At 61.6% G+C, this 15895-nt stretch carries 22 protein-coding genes and 1 tRNA gene; 11 read left to right on the top strand and 12 right to left on the bottom strand.

Going from position 1 to position 15895, the window contains the following annotated elements; all coding sequences use genetic code 11:
• Positions 1–143 precede the first annotated feature (143 nt).
• Positions 144–680 carry a translation initiation factor IF-3 gene (gene infC, locus Tal182_RS01490; RefSeq protein WP_082240342.1) on the bottom strand — a complete coding sequence of 179 codons (537 nt, stop codon included), beginning with the start codon at positions 678–680 and terminating at the stop codon, positions 144–146.
• Positions 681–858: 178 nt separating this feature from the next.
• On the opposite strand from infC, the gene Tal182_RS01485 reads away from it, so the two are divergent.
• Both Tal182_RS01485 and Tal182_RS01480 read left to right on the top strand, forming a co-directional pair.
• Complete coding sequence (locus Tal182_RS01485; protein WP_085857840.1) at positions 859–1674, top strand: alpha/beta hydrolase; 816 nt, start codon at positions 859–861, stop codon at positions 1672–1674.
• 146 nt (positions 1675–1820) lie between these two features.
• A complete protein-coding gene (locus tag Tal182_RS01480) occupies positions 1821–2420 on the top strand; it encodes a transglutaminase-like cysteine peptidase (RefSeq protein WP_041678522.1) in 600 nt (199 codons plus the stop codon).
• A gap of 493 nt (positions 2421–2913) precedes the next feature.
• Here Tal182_RS01480 and mbfA read toward each other — a convergent pair whose 3' ends face one another.
• Positions 2914–3897: an iron exporter MbfA gene (mbfA, locus tag Tal182_RS01475; protein WP_064800340.1), complete on the bottom strand. Its 984-nt coding sequence runs from the start codon at positions 3895–3897 to the stop codon at positions 2914–2916.
• A 171-nt stretch (positions 3898–4068) separates the two neighbouring features.
• Here mbfA and Tal182_RS01470 point away from each other — a divergent pair, with 171 nt between their 5' ends.
• The gene (locus Tal182_RS01470) at positions 4069–4536 is read left to right on the top strand and encodes a truncated hemoglobin (RefSeq protein ID WP_064805834.1); all 468 of its coding nucleotides are present in this window, start codon (positions 4069–4071) and stop codon (positions 4534–4536) included.
• 3 nt (positions 4537–4539) lie between these two features.
• On the opposite strand, the gene Tal182_RS01465 is transcribed toward Tal182_RS01470, so the two are convergent.
• The 3 genes from Tal182_RS01465 to Tal182_RS01455 all read right to left on the bottom strand — a co-directional run bounded on the left by Tal182_RS01465 (position 4540) and on the right by Tal182_RS01455 (position 7110).
• A complete protein-coding gene (locus tag Tal182_RS01465; protein WP_085857839.1) occupies positions 4540–5430 on the bottom strand; it encodes an EamA family transporter in 891 nt (296 codons plus the stop codon).
• A gap of 93 nt (positions 5431–5523) precedes the next feature.
• Positions 5524–6075 carry a recombination regulator RecX gene (gene recX / locus Tal182_RS01460; RefSeq protein WP_064800338.1) on the bottom strand — a complete coding sequence of 184 codons (552 nt, stop codon included), beginning with the start codon at positions 6073–6075 and terminating at the stop codon, positions 5524–5526.
• Between the two features lie 9 nt (positions 6076–6084).
• Positions 6085–7110, bottom strand: a complete 1026-nt coding sequence (locus Tal182_RS01455) for a histone deacetylase family protein (RefSeq protein ID WP_085857838.1) — start codon at positions 7108–7110, stop codon at positions 6085–6087.
• Here Tal182_RS01455 and Tal182_RS32065 point away from each other — a divergent pair.
• Entirely contained in the window at positions 7100–7261 is a 162-nt protein-coding gene (locus Tal182_RS32065) for a hypothetical protein (RefSeq protein ID WP_164517753.1), read from the top strand. The genes Tal182_RS01455 and Tal182_RS32065 overlap by 11 nt on opposite strands.
• The gene (locus Tal182_RS01450; protein ID WP_085857837.1) at positions 7258–7869 is read left to right on the top strand and encodes an HAD-IA family hydrolase; all 612 of its coding nucleotides are present in this window, start codon (positions 7258–7260) and stop codon (positions 7867–7869) included. The genes Tal182_RS32065 and Tal182_RS01450 overlap by 4 nt, the downstream gene beginning before the upstream one ends.
• A gap of 15 nt (positions 7870–7884) precedes the next feature.
• Here Tal182_RS01450 and Tal182_RS01445 read toward each other — a convergent pair whose 3' ends face one another.
• Complete coding sequence (locus Tal182_RS01445) at positions 7885–8403, bottom strand: GNAT family N-acetyltransferase (RefSeq protein ID WP_064800335.1); 519 nt, start codon at positions 8401–8403, stop codon at positions 7885–7887.
• 24 nt (positions 8404–8427) lie between these two features.
• Positions 8428–8997, bottom strand: coding sequence for an XRE family transcriptional regulator (locus tag Tal182_RS01440; protein WP_085857836.1), 570 nt, complete (start codon positions 8995–8997; stop codon positions 8428–8430).
• A gap of 137 nt (positions 8998–9134) precedes the next feature.
• Between Tal182_RS01440 and tenA the strand changes: the two genes are divergently transcribed.
• From tenA to Tal182_RS01420, 4 genes are all read left to right on the top strand, one after another.
• Complete coding sequence (gene tenA / locus Tal182_RS01435; protein WP_085857835.1) at positions 9135–9833, top strand: thiaminase II; 699 nt, start codon at positions 9135–9137, stop codon at positions 9831–9833.
• Between the two features lie 77 nt (positions 9834–9910).
• The gene (gene lepA, locus Tal182_RS01430) at positions 9911–11743 is read left to right on the top strand and encodes a translation elongation factor 4 (protein WP_064800332.1); all 1833 of its coding nucleotides are present in this window, start codon (positions 9911–9913) and stop codon (positions 11741–11743) included.
• Positions 11744–11800: 57 nt separating this feature from the next.
• Entirely contained in the window at positions 11801–12031 is a 231-nt protein-coding gene (locus tag Tal182_RS01425; protein ID WP_085857834.1) for a type II toxin-antitoxin system CcdA family antitoxin, read from the top strand.
• Positions 12031–12330, top strand: coding sequence for a CcdB family protein (locus tag Tal182_RS01420; RefSeq protein WP_064800330.1), 300 nt, complete (start codon positions 12031–12033; stop codon positions 12328–12330). Before Tal182_RS01425 ends, Tal182_RS01420 begins: the two co-directional genes overlap by 1 nt.
• Positions 12331–12334: 4 nt before the next feature.
• On the opposite strand, the gene Tal182_RS01415 is transcribed toward Tal182_RS01420, so the two are convergent.
• From Tal182_RS01415 to Tal182_RS01405, 3 genes are all read right to left on the bottom strand, one after another.
• The gene (locus Tal182_RS01415) at positions 12335–12787 is read right to left on the bottom strand and encodes a GFA family protein (RefSeq protein WP_064800329.1); all 453 of its coding nucleotides are present in this window, start codon (positions 12785–12787) and stop codon (positions 12335–12337) included.
• Positions 12788–12860: 73 nt separating this feature from the next.
• Positions 12861–13418, bottom strand: coding sequence for a sugar O-acetyltransferase (locus tag Tal182_RS01410; protein ID WP_085860766.1), 558 nt, complete (start codon positions 13416–13418; stop codon positions 12861–12863).
• 11 nt (positions 13419–13429) lie between these two features.
• Positions 13430–14167, bottom strand: a complete 738-nt coding sequence (locus tag Tal182_RS01405) for a type 1 glutamine amidotransferase (protein WP_085857833.1) — start codon at positions 14165–14167, stop codon at positions 13430–13432.
• A gap of 125 nt (positions 14168–14292) precedes the next feature.
• Between Tal182_RS01405 and Tal182_RS01400 the strand changes: the two genes are divergently transcribed.
• Positions 14293–14586 (top strand): SelT/SelW/SelH family protein, encoded by a 294-nt coding sequence (locus Tal182_RS01400; RefSeq protein WP_011423629.1) that lies wholly within the window; start codon positions 14293–14295, stop codon positions 14584–14586.
• A 10-nt stretch (positions 14587–14596) separates the two neighbouring features.
• Here the strand turns inward: Tal182_RS01400 and Tal182_RS01395 are convergent, their stop codons facing one another.
• Positions 14597–15004 carry a BA14K family protein gene (locus Tal182_RS01395; protein WP_085857832.1) on the bottom strand — a complete coding sequence of 136 codons (408 nt, stop codon included), beginning with the start codon at positions 15002–15004 and terminating at the stop codon, positions 14597–14599.
• Positions 15005–15172: 168 nt separating this feature from the next.
• Here Tal182_RS01395 and Tal182_RS01390 point away from each other — a divergent pair.
• Positions 15173–15257, top strand: a tRNA-Leu gene (locus Tal182_RS01390).
• A gap of 129 nt (positions 15258–15386) precedes the next feature.
• Here the strand turns inward: Tal182_RS01390 and Tal182_RS01385 are convergent.
• Entirely contained in the window at positions 15387–15677 is a 291-nt protein-coding gene (locus Tal182_RS01385; RefSeq protein ID WP_064800326.1) for a DUF982 domain-containing protein, read from the bottom strand.
• Positions 15678–15895: the final 218 nt, after the last annotated feature.

Raw genomic sequence — 15895 nt, 5'->3', positions numbered from 1 at the left:
AGGAATCTTCGGCTATGCATGTCGCCCGGAAGTGTGCGGCGGTTCCGGGATAACGACATGCATAAAACGAAGGCAGAAGATACGGTGGCCGAAAGCACGAAAGCCGCCCTTGCGGACGGCCTTGGGCAAAAAGTGTCTGGCGCTTACTTCGGCGCCAGCACCATCATCATCTGGCGGCCTTCGAGCTTGGGCTCGGCTTCCACCTTGGCGATCTCGGTCGTATCGGCCTTGACCTGCTGCAGAAGCTTCATGCCGAGTTCCTGGTGGGCCATCTCACGGCCGCGGAATTTCAGCGTCACCTTGACCTTGTCGCCCTCGTCGAAGAAGCGGCCCATCGCCTTCATCTTCACCTCATAATCATGGGTGTCGATGTTCGGGCGCATCTTGATTTCTTTGACTTCGACGATCTTCTGCTTCTTGCGCGCCTCGGCAGCCTTCTTCTGGTTGGCATATTTCAGCTTGCCCAGATCGAGGATCTTGCACACCGGCGGTTCAGCATTGGGGGAAATTTCGACAAGATCGAGGCCGGCTTCTTCCGCCATTCTCAAGGCCTGGTCGGTAGGCACGACGCCCATATTCTGTCCGTCAGCCGCGATCAGCTGAATTTTGGGAATGCGGATTTCACGATTCGAGCGCGGTCCGTCCTTCACGGGCGCATCGGTCTTAAAAGGTCTGCGAATGGTCGTATTCTCCTCGCGTTGTTTCGGAACGTTGCAGCGGCGCACGCCCAATCAGGGTGCACAAACCTATCTCGTTATCGCTGCAACGGAGTCAATATCATCCTTTAGCGGAAAAATCACCAGCTGTCAGCCTGCCAAGAATCTGTTTTATAGGCCGAAACAACAGGAGGTTTCGCCGATGTCCGATCAGATCAGCAATGCCCTACCGCAGTTCCTGACTGTCGGCGAAGGCGAGGCGGCACGGGAGATCGCCATGCTCCTGCGTCCGGCGCAGGCCGGCAATGCTGCCCCATCGCTCGTTTGGCTATCCGGCTACCGTTCCGACATGAGCGGCACCAAGGCGGTGGAGATCGATGGGCTGGCGGCCGAACTCGGTGTCGCCTGCATCCGCCTCGACTATTCCGGCCACGGGCTTTCCGGCGGCAGTTTTCGCGACGGCACGATCTCGCGCTGGCTGGAGGAAGCGCTTGCCGTCATCCGCCATGTTGCGCCCGAGCGCATCATTCTCGTCGGCTCGTCGATGGGAGGCTGGATTGCGCTCCGGCTGGCGCAGGAACTCGCAGGGCAAGGTGGTCCGAAGCTCGCCGGCATGGTGCTGATTGCCCCGGCGCCCGATTTCACCTCCGAACTGATCGAGCCGAACCTTAAGGCCAGGGAGCGCAAGTCGCTGGCGGAGCGCGGTTATTTCGAAGAGCGCTCGCAATACAGCCCGGAACCGAACATTTATACGCGGGCACTGATCGAGGACGGGCGCAGGAACCGGGTGCTCGACGGCATGATCGAGACGGGTTGCCCGGTGCATATCCTCCAGGGCATGAAGGATCCCGACGTGCCGCATGCGCACGCGATGAAGCTTCTGGAGCACCTTCCCGCCGACGACGTGGTGCTGACCTTCATCCGCGACGGCGACCACCGGCTTTCCCGCCCCGGCGATATCGCCCTTCTGCTCGGCGCCGTCAAAGGCATCATCCGCGCATCCGCAAACGGGCAATAATCTCCCGAAGCCGGCTGCGAATCCTGTTGCATTTTAACCATGTCGGCGAGTCGCAAGGCTCTCCCAAGAAGTAACGATTGACTCTTCTCGGCCCTCTCCATTAACAATTTGTTAATAATTAAGGGGCGATCGAGGAAAGAGCGGGCGTGCGATTCAAAGGTATCTTTGTGGCCATGATGGCCGTGTTTGCGATGGCGCCTGCCGCCATCCCAGCTCCAAGCAGAAATGCTTCCATGGTAACAGGCAATGCCACCTCGCAACCGATCGGCCATTACGATTTCTGTCAGATCCACAGCAGTGAATGCGGCGCCAACCGCAACGCGGGGCCGGTCGAAATGACGCCGGCGAAGTGGTCGCTGGTCCGTTCGGTCAACGCCACGGTCAACAGCACGATCAAGCCGATGACCGACAAGGAAATCTACGGCAAGGACGAGGTCTGGGCCTATCCGACGACTGCCGGCGACTGCGAGGATTTCGCGCTCTTAAAGCGCCGCATGCTGATTCAGCGCGGCTTTTCGGCCGCCGACCTGCTGATGACCGTCGTGCGCAAGCCCGACGGTGAAGGCCATGCCGTGCTGACGCTGCGCACCGCCGGGGGCGATTTCGTACTCGACAATCTCGCTGCCGACGTGAAGCCCTGGTTTGCGACGGCCTATACTTTCGTCAAGCGCCAGTCGAGCTACAATGCAGGCCGCTGGGTCACCATCGAGAACGGCCGCGACCTTCTGGTCGGCGCTCTTCGCTAAGAATTTCCGAGGGGATGCGGGGGAAAAGGCCGGCGAAAGCCGGCCTTTTGCTTTTTGGGGAAATTGGGGACGCGTCGCCAATACCTTTCGCGGTCTCAAGGTATTCGTCGCTGGCGCTGCTCGCCCCCTCATCTGGCCTGACGAGCAGTGAGGAGTGAGGATGATAGAAGCGAATCCACTGAGCGTGAGCGAGGGGCAAGAATGCCGGCACGCCCTCTCTCCAGCCTCATCCTTGTACGTTGCCCATAGGCGAAGCCTCGAAGGGCGGGGCTGGCCACCGGTCCCGGCAAATGCTGATGAGCGGCGTTCAGCCACCCGCCCTCGTCCTTCGAGGGCCCTTGCGGGGTACAAGGATGAGGGCTGATCGTGGTGCGTGCCGCCTGAGATGGGGTGTTAATATGCCGCACCGTTTCCCGGCCCTTCGCTTCGGCTCAGGGCGTTCGTCGCTGCAATCGATTCACTGGATCGATTGCTCGGCTTCGCCGACCGCTCCTCACCCATTCCCGATCAGGATGCCGGCGGCGAGGACCAGGCCGCCGCCGAGCACGACCTGGAAGGCGGCGCGCAGGAACGGCGTTTCCATGTAGCGGTTCTGGATGAAGGCGATTGCCCAGAGTTCGAAGAAGACGATGATGGCGGCGGTGATCGTCGCGGTCCAGAAATGCGGGATCAGATAGGGCAGCGCGTGGCCGAGGCCGCCGAGCGCCGTCATGATGCCGCAGGCAAGGCCACGTTTGACCGGCGAGCCCCGGCCCGAGATCTTGCCGTCGTCATGGGCGGCTTCGGTGAAGCCCATCGAGATGCCGGCGCCGACGGAGGCGGAAAGGCCGACCAGGAAGGTCTGCCATGTATCCTGGGTGGCGAAGGCGGCGGCAAAGATCGGCGCCAGCGTCGAGACCGAGCCATCCATCAAGCCGGCCAGACCCGGCTGCACATAGGTCAGCACGAATTGCCTGTGCGCCGTCTCGTCCTCGTCGCGCCTGATATCCTCAGGCGTATGTTTGTCGCCAAGCATGCGGGCGATGTCTTCGTGCCCTTGTTCGGCGAGTGCAAGGTCGCCGAGCAGTTCACGCGTCGAGGCGTCGGTGGTGCGCTTTGCCGCTTCGACATAAAAACGATAGGCCTGCTCCTCCATCGCCTCGGTTTCCTGCCGCATCGCGTCGAGTGACAGGTTGGCTCTCAGCCAGTCCGGCTTGCGCTCGTAAAAACCTTGCACATGCTCGCGCCGGATCAGCGGAATACGCTCGCCGAAACGCTGGCGATGGATTTCGAACAGCGATTTGCGGTGCGTGTCCTCGACCTCGGCCATATCTTCAAAGACCTTGGCCGAAGCCGGAAATTCAGGGCGCAGCCTATCGGCATAGGCGAGATAGATGCGGGCGTCATCTTCCTCGGAGGCAATCGCAAGGGCGAGAATCTCCTGCTCGGAGAGCGAGTCAAAGGATCGTTTCGGCGACCTGAAAAAACGCGCCAGCATAAACTTCTCCAACAATTTAGAATAATTCTAAACCTAAGCAAGGAAGCGATGGTGGTCAAGTGGCGGGGGCGGACCGGCTGACAGATTGCCGCAATCCGCACGAGCGGCTTTGGTTCGCTGAGGTAAAGACCTATATGGAGGCTGCCGCATCAAGCGGCGCCGGGGTTTATGATGAACAATGACATTCAGGGCCGCCCTGCCCATGTCGCGGCGATCCGCGAAAAGGCGGAGGCCGAGATGCGGGCGATGGGGGTCGACGAGGCCTTTATCGGCAGACTGGTCGAAACGTTTTACGGGCGCGTGCTGGAGCATCCCGATCTCGGGCCGGTGTTCGATGCGCGGCTTTCCGGCCGCTGGCCGGAGCATATGGAGAAGATGAAGAGCTTCTGGTCGGCCGTCGCCTTCCGCACCGGCGCCTATGGCGGCAAGCCGGTGCAGGCGCATACGGGCGTTCAGAACGTAACGCCCGATCTTTTTCCGAAGTGGCTGTCGCTGTTTGCCGCAACGCTCGACGATGTCGCCCCCTCGCCGGAAGCCAAGGCCTGGTTCATGGCAACCGCCGAGCGGATCGCCAAAAGCCTGACGCTGTCGCTGTTCTACAATCCCGCTCTCGACGATCCCGCGAAAAAGGTGGGCTGATCACTATCTTGCGGAAAAGGTCGCGCCGGCACTTGCGGCGACCACCAAGGCAGTTCCGGCCATCTGCAGCAGCGTCATCGGCTGCGCCAGAATGACGAAACCTGCGAGTGCCGCAATGGCCGGCTCGAGGCTCATGAGAATGCCGAAGGAGGCTGTCGGCATGCGCCGCAGGGCAATCAGTTCCAGCGTGTAGGGCAGCAGCGGCACAAGAATGGCAAGGCCCGCCATTTCAATCAGGCCGTAAGCATCGAGCTTCGGCATGGCGCCGGCAAAGCCGAAGGGTGTCGCGACAAGAGCGGCGACCATCAACGACATGGACAGCCCTTCCAGCCCCTTGAAGCTCGCGCCGATCTTTTTTGTTAGGACGATATAGATCGCCCAACCGGTTCCCGCGCCGAGCGCAAAGAGAATGCCCCCGATATCGCCCACCCAGCCTTCACCGTCATGGGCGAGGGCCAGAACGCCAAGTGCCGCAATGAGCGGCCAGATGAGGCGCCGGCTGAGGCCATAGCCAATGGTCGCTACGGACAGCGGACCGAGAAAATCGATCGCCACGGCAAGACCGAGCGGAATGCGCTCGATCGACGCGAAGAAGCTTATGGTCATCAGCGCTGTCGTCGCGCCGAGAACCAGTGCGCTCGTCCATTGCGCCCTGTTGTAGCTGACGATGCGCGGCCGCACGACAAGGGCAAGAATGATGGCCGCAAAAGCCAGGCGCAGCCAGCTCGCGCCGGCCGGTCCATAGGTTGAGATGACTGAGGATGAGAGTGCGGCGCCGAACTGGATCGACGACATGGACAGGAGGCACATCAGGCCACCGGTCGCTACTCCGCCAAATGCTGTTGACGCCTCTGCGGTCAGCGTGCCCGCGCCGGCATTTGCTCTTTCTTCCATGCTCGTCCCCGATTGTGCGCTCTTCTTACGAAGACGGCTTGCGAGCGACAAATTCAAACTTCTGATCCGGCCAGCAAAAGGCCTTATGCGATATCAAAGATGGCCGACCAGGATGACGTCTTCGGCATCCTCCAAACTCATGTCGAACACCTTCCTGCCGATGTCGAAGCTGAAGCCGTTGCGGGCGAAGGCCGAAAGCTCTTTGGCCTTTCGCTTTTCATCAAGCTCGACGCGGCGGAAGGGGCCGAAGGCGCGTTTGCGGGCGAAGATCGTCGCGGCATAGAGATCGTCAGCCTGCTCGAGGGCGGCCTCGACCTTGTCGCCGGAGACGCCCTTGGCCGCAAGTTTCCGGGCGATGGCGCGCTTCGATTTGCCGCCGCGCAGCTGGGAACGCGTGCTGATCTCGGCATAGGCGCCATCATCGAGCGCCTTGTTGTCATAGGCGAACCTGACGGCGAAATCGGCAAGGGCTTTGAGTTGCGCCGCGCCGATATTCTCGAACTTCTCTTTCGCCTTGCGAGTGATGGCATCAAACAGCTGCTTTTCGGTCATCATCCGCCGCTCCAAGCGATAAATGGCGGAGTTGCGCGCCCAGCTCAGCATGCGTGGTGTCGGTGTATCGGAGGAGACAGTCTCGTCGGTCATATCAAGCGATCAGGCTTCCAGGCCCTTGAGGACATTGGCGACGTTGAGGCCGATTTCCGGCACGCCGTAACCGCCCTCCATGCAGGTGACGACGGGCAGGCCGGCGGCGGAGATCATCTCTCCCATGCGAATGAAATCTTCGGATTTCAGCTGGAAGAAGGAAATCGGGTCGCGCTCGAAGGTATCGACGCCGAGGGCCACGACGATCGCCTCGGCGCCGAAGGCCTTGATGCGAGCGAGAGCATCGGCAAGGGCCGAAGACCAGACCTGCCAGGGCGTGTGCGGCGGCATCGGATAGTTGCGGTTGGCACCGGCGCCCTCCCCCTCCCCTTCCTCATCGGCATGACCGAGGAAATAGGGAAAGGCGAACAGGGGATCGCCATGCAGCGAGGCGGTGAAGACATCGCCTCTGTGATAGAAGAGATCCTGCGTGCCGTTGCCATGGTGGAAATCGACATCGAGCACGGCGACCTTCTTCGCACCGTGATCGATGAGCCCCTGGGCCGCGACGCCCGCATTGTTGATGAAACAATAGCCGCCGAAGAGATCGATGCCGGCATGATGGCCGGGCGGACGGCAGAGCGCAAAGGCGAAACGGTTGCCGGCATTCAGCCAATCCGCGGCTGTGACGGCGCAACGCATCGAGGCGATCGCCGCTTCGTAGGAGCCTTTGGTGATGGAGGTGTCGGCGGCATTGGCGTAATGGCCGATCGCGCCGACGATATTGTCGGGCACGCGCTGGCTGGTGCGGCGGACCGGGAAGGAATTGGCGATCGCCTCACCCTCGAAGCCGGCCGCGACCCAGCGATCCCAGACGGTGGCGAGAAAATCGAGATAGGCGGGATCATGCACCTTTCGGGCCGTATCCAGCCCATGCGCATCCGGCGCCACGACATCCCGGAAACCGGCTTCAGTGACCGCCGTCAGGATCCACTCGGCGCGAAACGGCGCCTCGAAGGGCGTCACCAGCTGGCCGGCATAGAGCTCGGTCCTGGCATCGCGCAGCTTGTGGTCTTCGGAATAAATGACGCGCATTTCAGATCCTGTCCTTGAACAAAAATCGATCGGCGAGATCGACACTTACATGGAGCGGGGCCAACAAAAAAGCGGCATGGCGCTCTTGATTGCCCAAGCAAACGAAGCCACCTTCGGCCGCCGTTCCGGAGCGAGGGAATCTGCCGCATGAAAGTGTTGATGGTCGATGTCGATGGCGTGCTGGTTCATGGGCGTCCGGCCGACGGCCTCCCTCTCTTCACATTTCTGGAACGCGATCTGGGACTTAGTCTCGAGCTGCTGCAGCGGGAATTCTTCCAGACTCACTGGGGCGAGATCATCGTTGGGCGCGAGGCGCTGGAACCGAAGCTCGCCCAGGTGTTGGCAAAAATCGCGCCTCATCTCAGCGCCGCGACGCTGATCGATTACTGGTTTGAAAACGATTCCCGCATCGACCGCTATCTCTTGGAAGAGCTCGTCGCGCTTCGACATAGCGGTGTCACGCTCTTCCTGGCGACCAACCAGGAGCATAGGCGAGCGCGCTATCTGATGGAACAGGCCGGCCTTGGCGTGCATTTCGACGACATCCTCTATTCCGCAGCCCTCGGGCACCGGAAACCTTCTCTGGACTTCTTCAGGCTTGCAACCGAGCGCGCGGGCGTCCCGCCCGGTGACATCGCCTTCATCGATGATATGGCGGAAAATGTCGAAGCGGCGCGACAGTTCGGCTGGAATGCGGCCGTGTGGACAGCGGGCGCTACAGTTGCGGGTGCGTTTCCGGTATTCGGCCGGTTGGCTTGAGTCGATCTGGTGCAATCAGGCGAGCCGCTTGTAGAACAAGGTGGTGTCGCAAAAGCCGCCTTCCGGCCACAGAGCATAATCGGGAATGACGCCGACGCGCTGCCAGCCCAGGCGGGGATAGATCGCCTCGGCATCGCTGCCGGTTGCCGTATCGAGCACGAGCAGGGTCTTGCCGCGGGCGGCCGCCTCGCGTTCGGCGGCTTCCATCAGCAGCCGGGCAAGGCCGCGCCCGCGGGCGGAACGATGCACCAGGAGCTTCTTCAGATCGCCGCGATGCGGCTGGTTCGGCATCTGCGCGGCGCCCACCTGCACCGTGCCGACGATCCGGCCATCGAGTTCGGCGACAACAAGCAGGCTGCCGCCGCCGGCAACCGCATCGGCAACGTCCAGCCAATAGGGCTCGGCATCTTCAGGTCCATAGGGCTGCATGAAGCCGACGGAGGCGCCGCCCGTGACGCAATCGGCCAGCACCTCCGAGAGGGCCGGAATGGCAGCGCGGGCCTCCTCGGCAGAAAGGATGCGAATGTCAGGCATGTTCTTCTCCTGAAATGAAGGTCGTCATCGGCCGCCGCGATCGAGCACGACGCAATAGCGCGCCGGCGCATCGCCGGGATTATAAAAGGAATGGCCCTCGCCGACCGGCATGAAAAGGCAATCGCCTGGACGCAGCCGGTAGACCGTCTCACCCGCCGTCATCTCCAACTCGCCGTCGAAGAGCCAGACATGCTGCGTCATGTCATGGGATGCCGCATGCGGTGGGAAGCTGACGCGGGCGCCGGGTGGAAATTCGACTTCGACGATATCGACGGCGGAGCCGGTGCCGGGCGCCGATACCGCGCGCCTGAGATAACCGGTCTCCGGATCGCGCCAGACCTGCTGCTCCTGCCGCCGCGCCAGCGGCGAGGCCTGCTGCCCCTCCTCTGCAAAGAAGGCTGAGAGCGACAGGCCGAGCGCGGCGCAGACCCTTGCCAGCAGCGAGGCGGTCGGGCTCGCCTCCGCCCGCTCGATGCGCGAAATCATTGCGCGGCTGACGCCCGACGCCTCGGCAAGCTCATCCAGCGTCAGGCCCTTTTCCAGCCGCAAGGTGCGAATGCGGCTGCCGATCGCCTGTTCGAGTTCCTGTTCCATCGCCGATCCATGATTCTACTATATGAGAACTACATTATCTCATGATAGAATCAAGCCTCCCTCGATGCTTCATCTCGCTTGCCTTCACCCCCGCGCCGCCGATATATGGCAGCGGCCCTTGCAGAGCGGAGGACATCATGGACGGCAGCATGCAGAACACCGAAATCACGGGAAGCTTCACGGCCGCCGCCTGGGAGCAGATCAAACCTCTTATGGCCGAGATCGAGCGATTGCCGCTCTTGGAACGGCTTTCGGACGGCACGCTGCCGCCGGAGGTTTTCCGTCACTACATCCTGCAAGACGCAATCTATCTGAAGCATTATGCCCGGTGCCTCGCCATCGTCGCGGCCAAGGCGCCCGACAATGCACAGGTGCTGCGCTTCCTCGGTTCGGCGCAGAAGGCCATCACCGTCGAGCAGGGCCTGCATGCGGGCTTCCTCTCGCAATTCGGCATTTCGAGCGCGGATGTGACGGCCGCCGAGCCCTCGCCTTCCTGTTTCGCCTATACGAATTTCCTTCTGGCGACCGCCTATCACAGCTCCTATGCCGTTGCGCTTTCGGCCATCCTGCCCTGCTTCTGGATCTACATGCATGTCGGCGAAGGCATCAAAGGCAGGCCGGCGATCGACGGCAATGTTTTTCAGGCCTGGATCAACACCTATGGCGATCCGCAATTTGCAGCCGGCGCCCGCGAGGTGATCGCACTGACCGATATCGCCGCCCGCGCGGCATCGGAGACGGAGCGTGCCGCGATGATGGACGTTTTCGTGCGCGCCTCGCAGTATGAATGGATGTTCTGGGATTCGGCCTGGCGGCTGGAGACCTGGCCGGTCTGACGCACGCTGGGCAGACCCGCAAAATAGCGTAAAATCCGGGATAATTACCGCTTTGCGGCAGGGGGCGGCGCTGCTATATGGCGCGCATGAGCACCAATTCGACCACTCCGCTGTCCCATATCCGCAACTTCTCGATCGTGGCCCATATCGACCACGGCAAATCGACGCTGGCCGACCGCCTGATCCAGACGACGGGCGGACTTGCCGAGCGCGAAATGTCCGAGCAAGTGCTCGACAATATGGAGATCGAGCGCGAACGCGGCATCACCATCAAGGCCCAGACCGTGCGCCTGCACTACCAGGCGAACAATGGCGAGAAATATATTCTCAACCTGATCGACACGCCCGGCCACGTCGACTTCGCCTATGAAGTCTCGCGGTCGCTGTCGGCCTGCGAGGGCTCGCTGCTGGTCGTCGACGCCAGCCAGGGCGTGGAAGCGCAGACGCTCGCCAATGTCTACCAGGCGATCGACAACAACCACGAGCTCGTCACCGTGCTCAACAAGATCGACCTGCCGGCCGCCGAACCCGACCGGATCAAGGAACAGATCGAGGAAGTGATCGGCATCGACGCTTCCGAGGCCGTGCTGATTTCGGCCAAGACCGGCCTCGGCATTCCCGACGTGCTGGAAGCGATCGTCCACAAGCTGCCGGCGCCGAAGAGCCCGGGCGGCGACAAGGCGCCACTGAAGGCGCTGCTCGTCGACAGCTGGTACGACACCTATCTCGGCGTCATGGTTCTCGTGCGCGTCATCGACGGCGTGCTGACCAAGGGCCAGACGATCCGCATGATGGGCACGGATGCGAAATACCAGGTTGAGCGCGTCGGCGTGCTGACGCCGAAGATGGTCAATGTCGACAGCCTCGGCCCCGGCGAGATCGGTTTTATCACCGCCTCGATCAAGGAAGTCGCCGATACGCGCGTCGGCGATACGATTACCGAAGACAAGCGCCCGACCGCGGAAGCCTTGCCGGGCTTCAAGCCGGCGCAGCCGGTGGTGTTCTGCGGCCTGTTCCCGGTCGATGCCGCCGATTTCGAGGATCTGCGCGCCGCGATGGGCAAGCTTCGCCTCAATGACGCGTCCTTCTCCTTCGAAATGGAATCATCTGCCGCTCTCGGCTTCGGCTTCCGCTGCGGCTTCCTCGGCCTCTTGCATCTCGAAATTATCCAGGAGCGCCTGGAACGTGAGTTCGACCTCGACCTCATCGCCACGGCCCCTTCCGTCGTCTATCAGCTGACGATGACCGACGGCAGCGAGCGCGAACTGCACAATCCGGCCGATATGCCCGATGTCGTCAAGATTGCCGAAATCCGCGAGCCCTGGATCAAGGCGACGATCATGACGCCGGACGATTATCTCGGGGGCATTCTGAAACTCTGCCAGGACCGCCGCGGCATCCAGACCGAGCTGACCTATGTCGGCACCCGGGCGATGGTGACCTATGAACTGCCGCTCAACGAAGTCGTCTTCGACTTCTACGACCGGCTGAAATCGATCTCGAAGGGCTACGCATCCTTCGACTATCACCTCGAAGGCTACCGCGCCGGCAACCTCGTGAAGATGTCGATCCTCGTCAATGGCGAGCCGGTCGATGCACTCTCGATGCTCGTGCATCGCATGGCAGCTGAAAAGCGCGGCCGCGACATGTGCGAGCGGCTGAAGGAGCTGATTCCGAAGCACATGTTCAAGATCCCGATCCAGGCGGCGATCGGCGGCAACGTCATTGCCCGCGAAACCATCTCGGCGTTGCGCAAGGACGTGACGGCCAAGTGCTATGGCGGCGACGCCACCCGCAAGCGCAAGCTGCTCGACAAGCAGAAGGAAGGCAAGAAGCGCATGCGCCAGTTCGGCAAGGTGGAGATTCCGCAGGAAGCCTTCATCGCCGCGCTCAAGATGGGCGATGAATAACGCTTCTCAATGACGTCTTATGCGCATATGATCTGCGCATAAGACGAGGAGATCCTTATGGGTCATCAGGCGAGAAAAGCAGCGAATCTTTCACTTGATGAAAGCCTCGTTTCCCAGGCCCGCGAGCTCAAGATCAACATATCCAGGGCGGCGGAAGAAGGTATCGCGAAAGCGATAAAGGCGGAACGCGAGCGGCTGTGGCGGATCGAGAACGCCGAGGCTATCGCCGCTTCCAATGCTTATGTCGAGAAGCACGGCCTGCCTTTTCAGAAATATCGACAGTTCTGATGGCTCGGTTTCATGTTTACAATCTGATGCATAGCGATGCGTTCGCCCTCGATCTGCAGTCAGACCTACACGGCGAGCTGACGACGCGAATCATGGCGCCGATGCTTCCGCTGGAAGCTCTTCCCAAAATCATGCGTCAGCTCAATCCGCAATTCGTCATCAATGACGTGCCATACGTGATGGCGACCCAGTTTATCGGTGCGGTTTCCACTAAGGAGATCGGCGTCGTTGCCGCGGATCTCACCTCCGATAGCGATCGCATCGTCGCTGCCGTCGATTTTCTTTTCCAAGGCTTCTAAGCCCTCACCTCCTGCCCATATACTCCTTCACCAGCCCCTCATAGGCGTCCATCTCGGGTAGCGCTTCGTAACTATACACCGCGCCGGTCTCGGCAAACGACAGCTTCTCGCTCGTCCATGTCTCGATGAAGGGCTTGAACCAGCTGGGGTCGTCGAGCATGGTGACGCGTAGGTTGACGAACCAGTCCATGCCTTCCGGCCGGGTGAACATCCAGCTCATGCAGTGCGGGCAGAAATAGTGCTTGGTGGCGCCGTGCAGGCCGCCGATAACAGGCTCGCCCTTGGCAACCTCGAAGCCTTCGCTGGGGATGGCGGCACTCAGCGAATAGGCGCTCGCCGTCATCTTCTGGCAGCCTGTGCAATGGCAGGCCATGGCCAGCAGCGGCGGAGCGCTGATCTTCAAGCGCACCCGGCCGCAGCGGCAGCCGCCCTCCATGGGCAAATTCGGTGATGTCATGATATCTCTCCCCTTCCGTCCTCTGATCTAGAGGAGGCGGCGTCATTGTCGAGGGAGCGCACCGGTGCAAATCTCAAAAGCGGTTTATCGGACGCGCGGGATTGCCGACCACCGTTGCGCCCGCCGGCACATCCTTCGTGACGACGGCGCCCGCACCCACGATCGCGCCATCGCCGATCGTCACGCCGCCGAGGATGATGGCGGCGCCGCCGATCCAGACGTCGCTGCCGATTGCGACCGGCCGGGCAATCTCGATTCCCCTACTGCGAAGCGCCGGATCCTTGTGATGCTCGGCGCAATAGATCTGCACGCCCGGGCCGAACATGGTGCGATCGCCGATCGTCACGCTGCCGGAATCAAGGATGGTGCAGCCGGCATTGACATAGACGCGCTCGCCGAGAACGATATTGATGCCGTAGGAGCAGTGAAACGGCGCTTCGATAAAGATATCGGAGGCGGCCTGTGCAAAAAGCGCCCTGAGGGCGGGGGCTGCGGGGCCGCGCTCGTCCGGCGGCAGCGTATTGTGGGCGTGGACGGCGAGCCGCGCCTGCCGGCGCAGGTGATCGAGCTCGTCGTCAAGGCAGCAATACCACTGACCCGCCACCATCTTCTCGCGTTCGCTTGCCATCAGCGCATCGCCCTTCAAGCCGGGACCTGCGACAGCATCTCGACCTCTTGCCGTTCGATCTGCCCGACCCAGGCGCGGGCGATGGCAAGGCCGGCGGCATCGGCGCCACCAGCATGCTGCGCAGTCAGCTCGGCATAGCTTTCCAGCCAGCCGGGCGCGATTCGCTCGATCGTATCGGGGAATTCCGCCTTCCACTGCTCGATCACCGTTCTATCAGCCTCGAAATGAAACTGCGTGCCATAGACGGCGCGGCCGATGCGGAAAGCTTGGTTTTCAGCGACAGGGCTGCTCGCGAGACGAACGGCGCCTGCAGGCAGGGAAAAGGTGTCGGCATGCCACTCGAAGATGGTGAATTCGCCGCCAAGCGCCGAGAGCAGCGGATCGGCACGGCCTTCATCGGTGACGCCGATGCTGTGCCAGCCGAATTCGCGGGCGGTTCCGAGATGGTTGTCGGCGCCATAGGCGCGGGCAAGGATCTGGCTGCCCAGGCAGATGCCGAGCACGGCCTTGCCGGCATCGCCGAAGCGGCGCGCGAGCCGGGCGAGCTCCAGCAGATAGGGATGCGTCTCGTCATCCAGCGCGCTCTGCTCGCCGCCGAGAACGACCAGCGCGTCATGGCCGGCTATGTCTGGCGGCAGGATGCCATTCCGCCAGACCCGGAACCACTCGATCTCAGCACCCGCCTCGTCGAGCGCCGTCGCAAGCGCGCCGAGGCCGGTGTTGCGCATATTTTCGACGACTGCGACTCGCATACGTTCTCCCCGATGGTCGGCAGGAAGAGACCATGCCAAAGAACGGCATGCAAGATGCTTGCGCATGCGCGATTGCGCCCGCAGGCTGCAAGGGCTTAAATCACGCCAAATGAAGGGAAAACGCCATGACCGAAAAAGCCCGCGTCTCGATCCTCTACTGCACCCAGTGCAACTGGCTGCTGCGCGCCGCCTGGATGGCGCAGGAGCTGCTGAGCACCTTTTCCGACAGTCTCGGCGAGGTGGCGCTGATCCCCGGCACCGGCGGCAATTTCGAAATCCGCGTCAATGGAGATCTTATCTGGGAGCGTAAGCGCGACGGCGGCTTTCCCGGGCCGAAGGAGCTGAAGCAACGCGTCCGCGACATCATCGAGCCCGGCCGCGATCTCGGCCATGTCGACCGCGTCTCGCACGAAAGCTGACCAAACCCGCTCAGCGATAGGGCGAGCGGCAGACCCTGTAGACGCCTTCATAGGTGAGGAAGTGATCCGTCCGCGGATTATAGGAACGGTATTCATTGGTGCACCAGGCGATGTGCTTGTTCATATCCCGTGCCGGCTGCAGCTGGCGCACCGGCGGCGGGTCATAGGTCAGCTGCGGCCGCCCCGCCGCGCCCGGCAGATAATAGGTCGGCCCCGCGCCGCGCGGGCGGTAATTCGGCTGGACATAGGCCGGGCGATGCCATTGCTGCGGCCCAAAACCGAAGCAGCCGCGAAAATCGCAGAGCGTCGATCCCGTGTTGACCGGCCCGAGACCCGGCTTCGGCGAATCAGCACCGGCCACGACAGGCGCGAAAACGGCAAAAAGGCCGGCGAGCAGAAGCGTGCGGGCAGCGGGCATGAGGCGTTCCTTTCGAGACCCCCTCTATATAGGGCGCCCCGAGCGAACCGCTATGTCTCCCCTCCAGCCGCTCCCTCGCATGTGATCGGCTGTTTTTTGCAGACTGTCAGGAAAACTTCAAAAACCCAGTTGACAGTCACGAGCCACCCCCTTACATCGCTCTCCGTCGCCCAGATGGCGGAATTGGTAGACGCGCAGGTTTCAGGTACCTGTGCCGCGAGGCGTGGAGGTTCGAGTCCTCTTCTGGGCACCATTTCCTTTTGATCGCTGCCAAGATCAAATATTCGAACCCTTCCAAAAATTACGCACTTGGCTCTGTTGACAGAGGCCATTGACGTGCTTGCCTGGATACCGCTCCGTGAGCGGCGCAGGTTGAAGCCGGTCACGCCGCCATGTGGGATGTCGTCTTCCCGCTTTCCGATACGACCGACAAAGCTGTAATGCCGGCTTCTCTGGCGGCGCGAAGAAGCAATTCCCTCAATTCCTCCATCCCGGCCTCTCCCGCGACCGCATCGTCGCAAGCCTTCACAGCCGCGACATATTCCTCTCCATCGTCGAACGGCCAATCAATTATCAGAACTTCGGCTGCGTCTCGGAGCGTCTTGACGATCCTTCGCCGACCGCCAAGAAAGAGGACAAGAGGTGCAAAATTCGGAGATGCGTTCCATTGCATGACACTTTCTCCCAAAGGTTAGAATATTAGTAATGATGCAAGAAGCATGCCGGGGAGCGGAAGGCGCTCCTGGAAGTTCTGAGCCATTTTCGCGAGATCGCCGGCGGGTCTCGCACTCACCGCCTTTGGCATCGCGGCCCGGACATATTAAGCTGAAAGGACATCAACTGATTCGACTGTTCCAGAATCGTTGACCCCATCTCTTCTATGACCGCCGA

Origin of the sequence: Rhizobium sp. TAL182, from assembly GCF_002117725.1 — a bacterium.
Taxonomy (GTDB): Bacteria; Pseudomonadota; Alphaproteobacteria; order Rhizobiales; family Rhizobiaceae; genus Rhizobium; species Rhizobium esperanzae.
This window is presented reverse-complemented; position numbering and strand designations above follow the sequence as displayed.

Excerpts from the sequence above, each read along its gene's own strand:
- Tal182_RS01485 (WP_085857840.1), top strand. The coding sequence starts at position 859 with ATGTCCGATCAGATCAGCAATGCCCTACCGCAGTTCCTGACTGTCGGC.
- mbfA (WP_064800340.1), bottom strand. The coding sequence starts at position 3,897 with ATGCTGGCGCGTTTTTTCAGGTCGCCGAAACGATCCTTTGACTCGCTC.
- Tal182_RS01470 (WP_064805834.1), top strand. The coding sequence starts at position 4,069 with ATGAACAATGACATTCAGGGCCGCCCTGCCCATGTCGCGGCGATCCGC.
- Tal182_RS01465 (WP_085857839.1), bottom strand. The coding sequence starts at position 5,430 with ATGGAAGAAAGAGCAAATGCCGGCGCGGGCACGCTGACCGCAGAGGCG.
- recX (WP_064800338.1), bottom strand. The coding sequence starts at position 6,075 with ATGACCGACGAGACTGTCTCCTCCGATACACCGACACCACGCATGCTG.
- Tal182_RS32065 (WP_164517753.1), top strand. The coding sequence starts at position 7,100 with ATGACGCGCATTTCAGATCCTGTCCTTGAACAAAAATCGATCGGCGAG.
- Tal182_RS01455 (WP_085857838.1), bottom strand. The coding sequence starts at position 7,110 with ATGCGCGTCATTTATTCCGAAGACCACAAGCTGCGCGATGCCAGGACC.
- Tal182_RS01450 (WP_085857837.1), top strand. The coding sequence starts at position 7,258 with ATGAAAGTGTTGATGGTCGATGTCGATGGCGTGCTGGTTCATGGGCGT.
- Tal182_RS01445 (WP_064800335.1), bottom strand. The coding sequence starts at position 8,403 with ATGCCTGACATTCGCATCCTTTCTGCCGAGGAGGCCCGCGCTGCCATT.
- Tal182_RS01440 (WP_085857836.1), bottom strand. The coding sequence starts at position 8,997 with ATGGAACAGGAACTCGAACAGGCGATCGGCAGCCGCATTCGCACCTTG.
- tenA (WP_085857835.1), top strand. The coding sequence starts at position 9,135 with ATGGACGGCAGCATGCAGAACACCGAAATCACGGGAAGCTTCACGGCC.
- lepA (WP_064800332.1), top strand. The coding sequence starts at position 9,911 with ATGGCGCGCATGAGCACCAATTCGACCACTCCGCTGTCCCATATCCGC.
- Tal182_RS01425 (WP_085857834.1), top strand. The coding sequence starts at position 11,801 with ATGGGTCATCAGGCGAGAAAAGCAGCGAATCTTTCACTTGATGAAAGC.
- Tal182_RS01420 (WP_064800330.1), top strand. The coding sequence starts at position 12,031 with ATGGCTCGGTTTCATGTTTACAATCTGATGCATAGCGATGCGTTCGCC.
- Tal182_RS01415 (WP_064800329.1), bottom strand. The coding sequence starts at position 12,787 with ATGACATCACCGAATTTGCCCATGGAGGGCGGCTGCCGCTGCGGCCGG.
- Tal182_RS01405 (WP_085857833.1), bottom strand. The coding sequence starts at position 14,167 with ATGCGAGTCGCAGTCGTCGAAAATATGCGCAACACCGGCCTCGGCGCG.
- Tal182_RS01400 (WP_011423629.1), top strand. The coding sequence starts at position 14,293 with ATGACCGAAAAAGCCCGCGTCTCGATCCTCTACTGCACCCAGTGCAAC.
- Tal182_RS01395 (WP_085857832.1), bottom strand. The coding sequence starts at position 15,004 with ATGCCCGCTGCCCGCACGCTTCTGCTCGCCGGCCTTTTTGCCGTTTTC.
- Tal182_RS01385 (WP_064800326.1), bottom strand. The coding sequence starts at position 15,677 with ATGCAATGGAACGCATCTCCGAATTTTGCACCTCTTGTCCTCTTTCTT.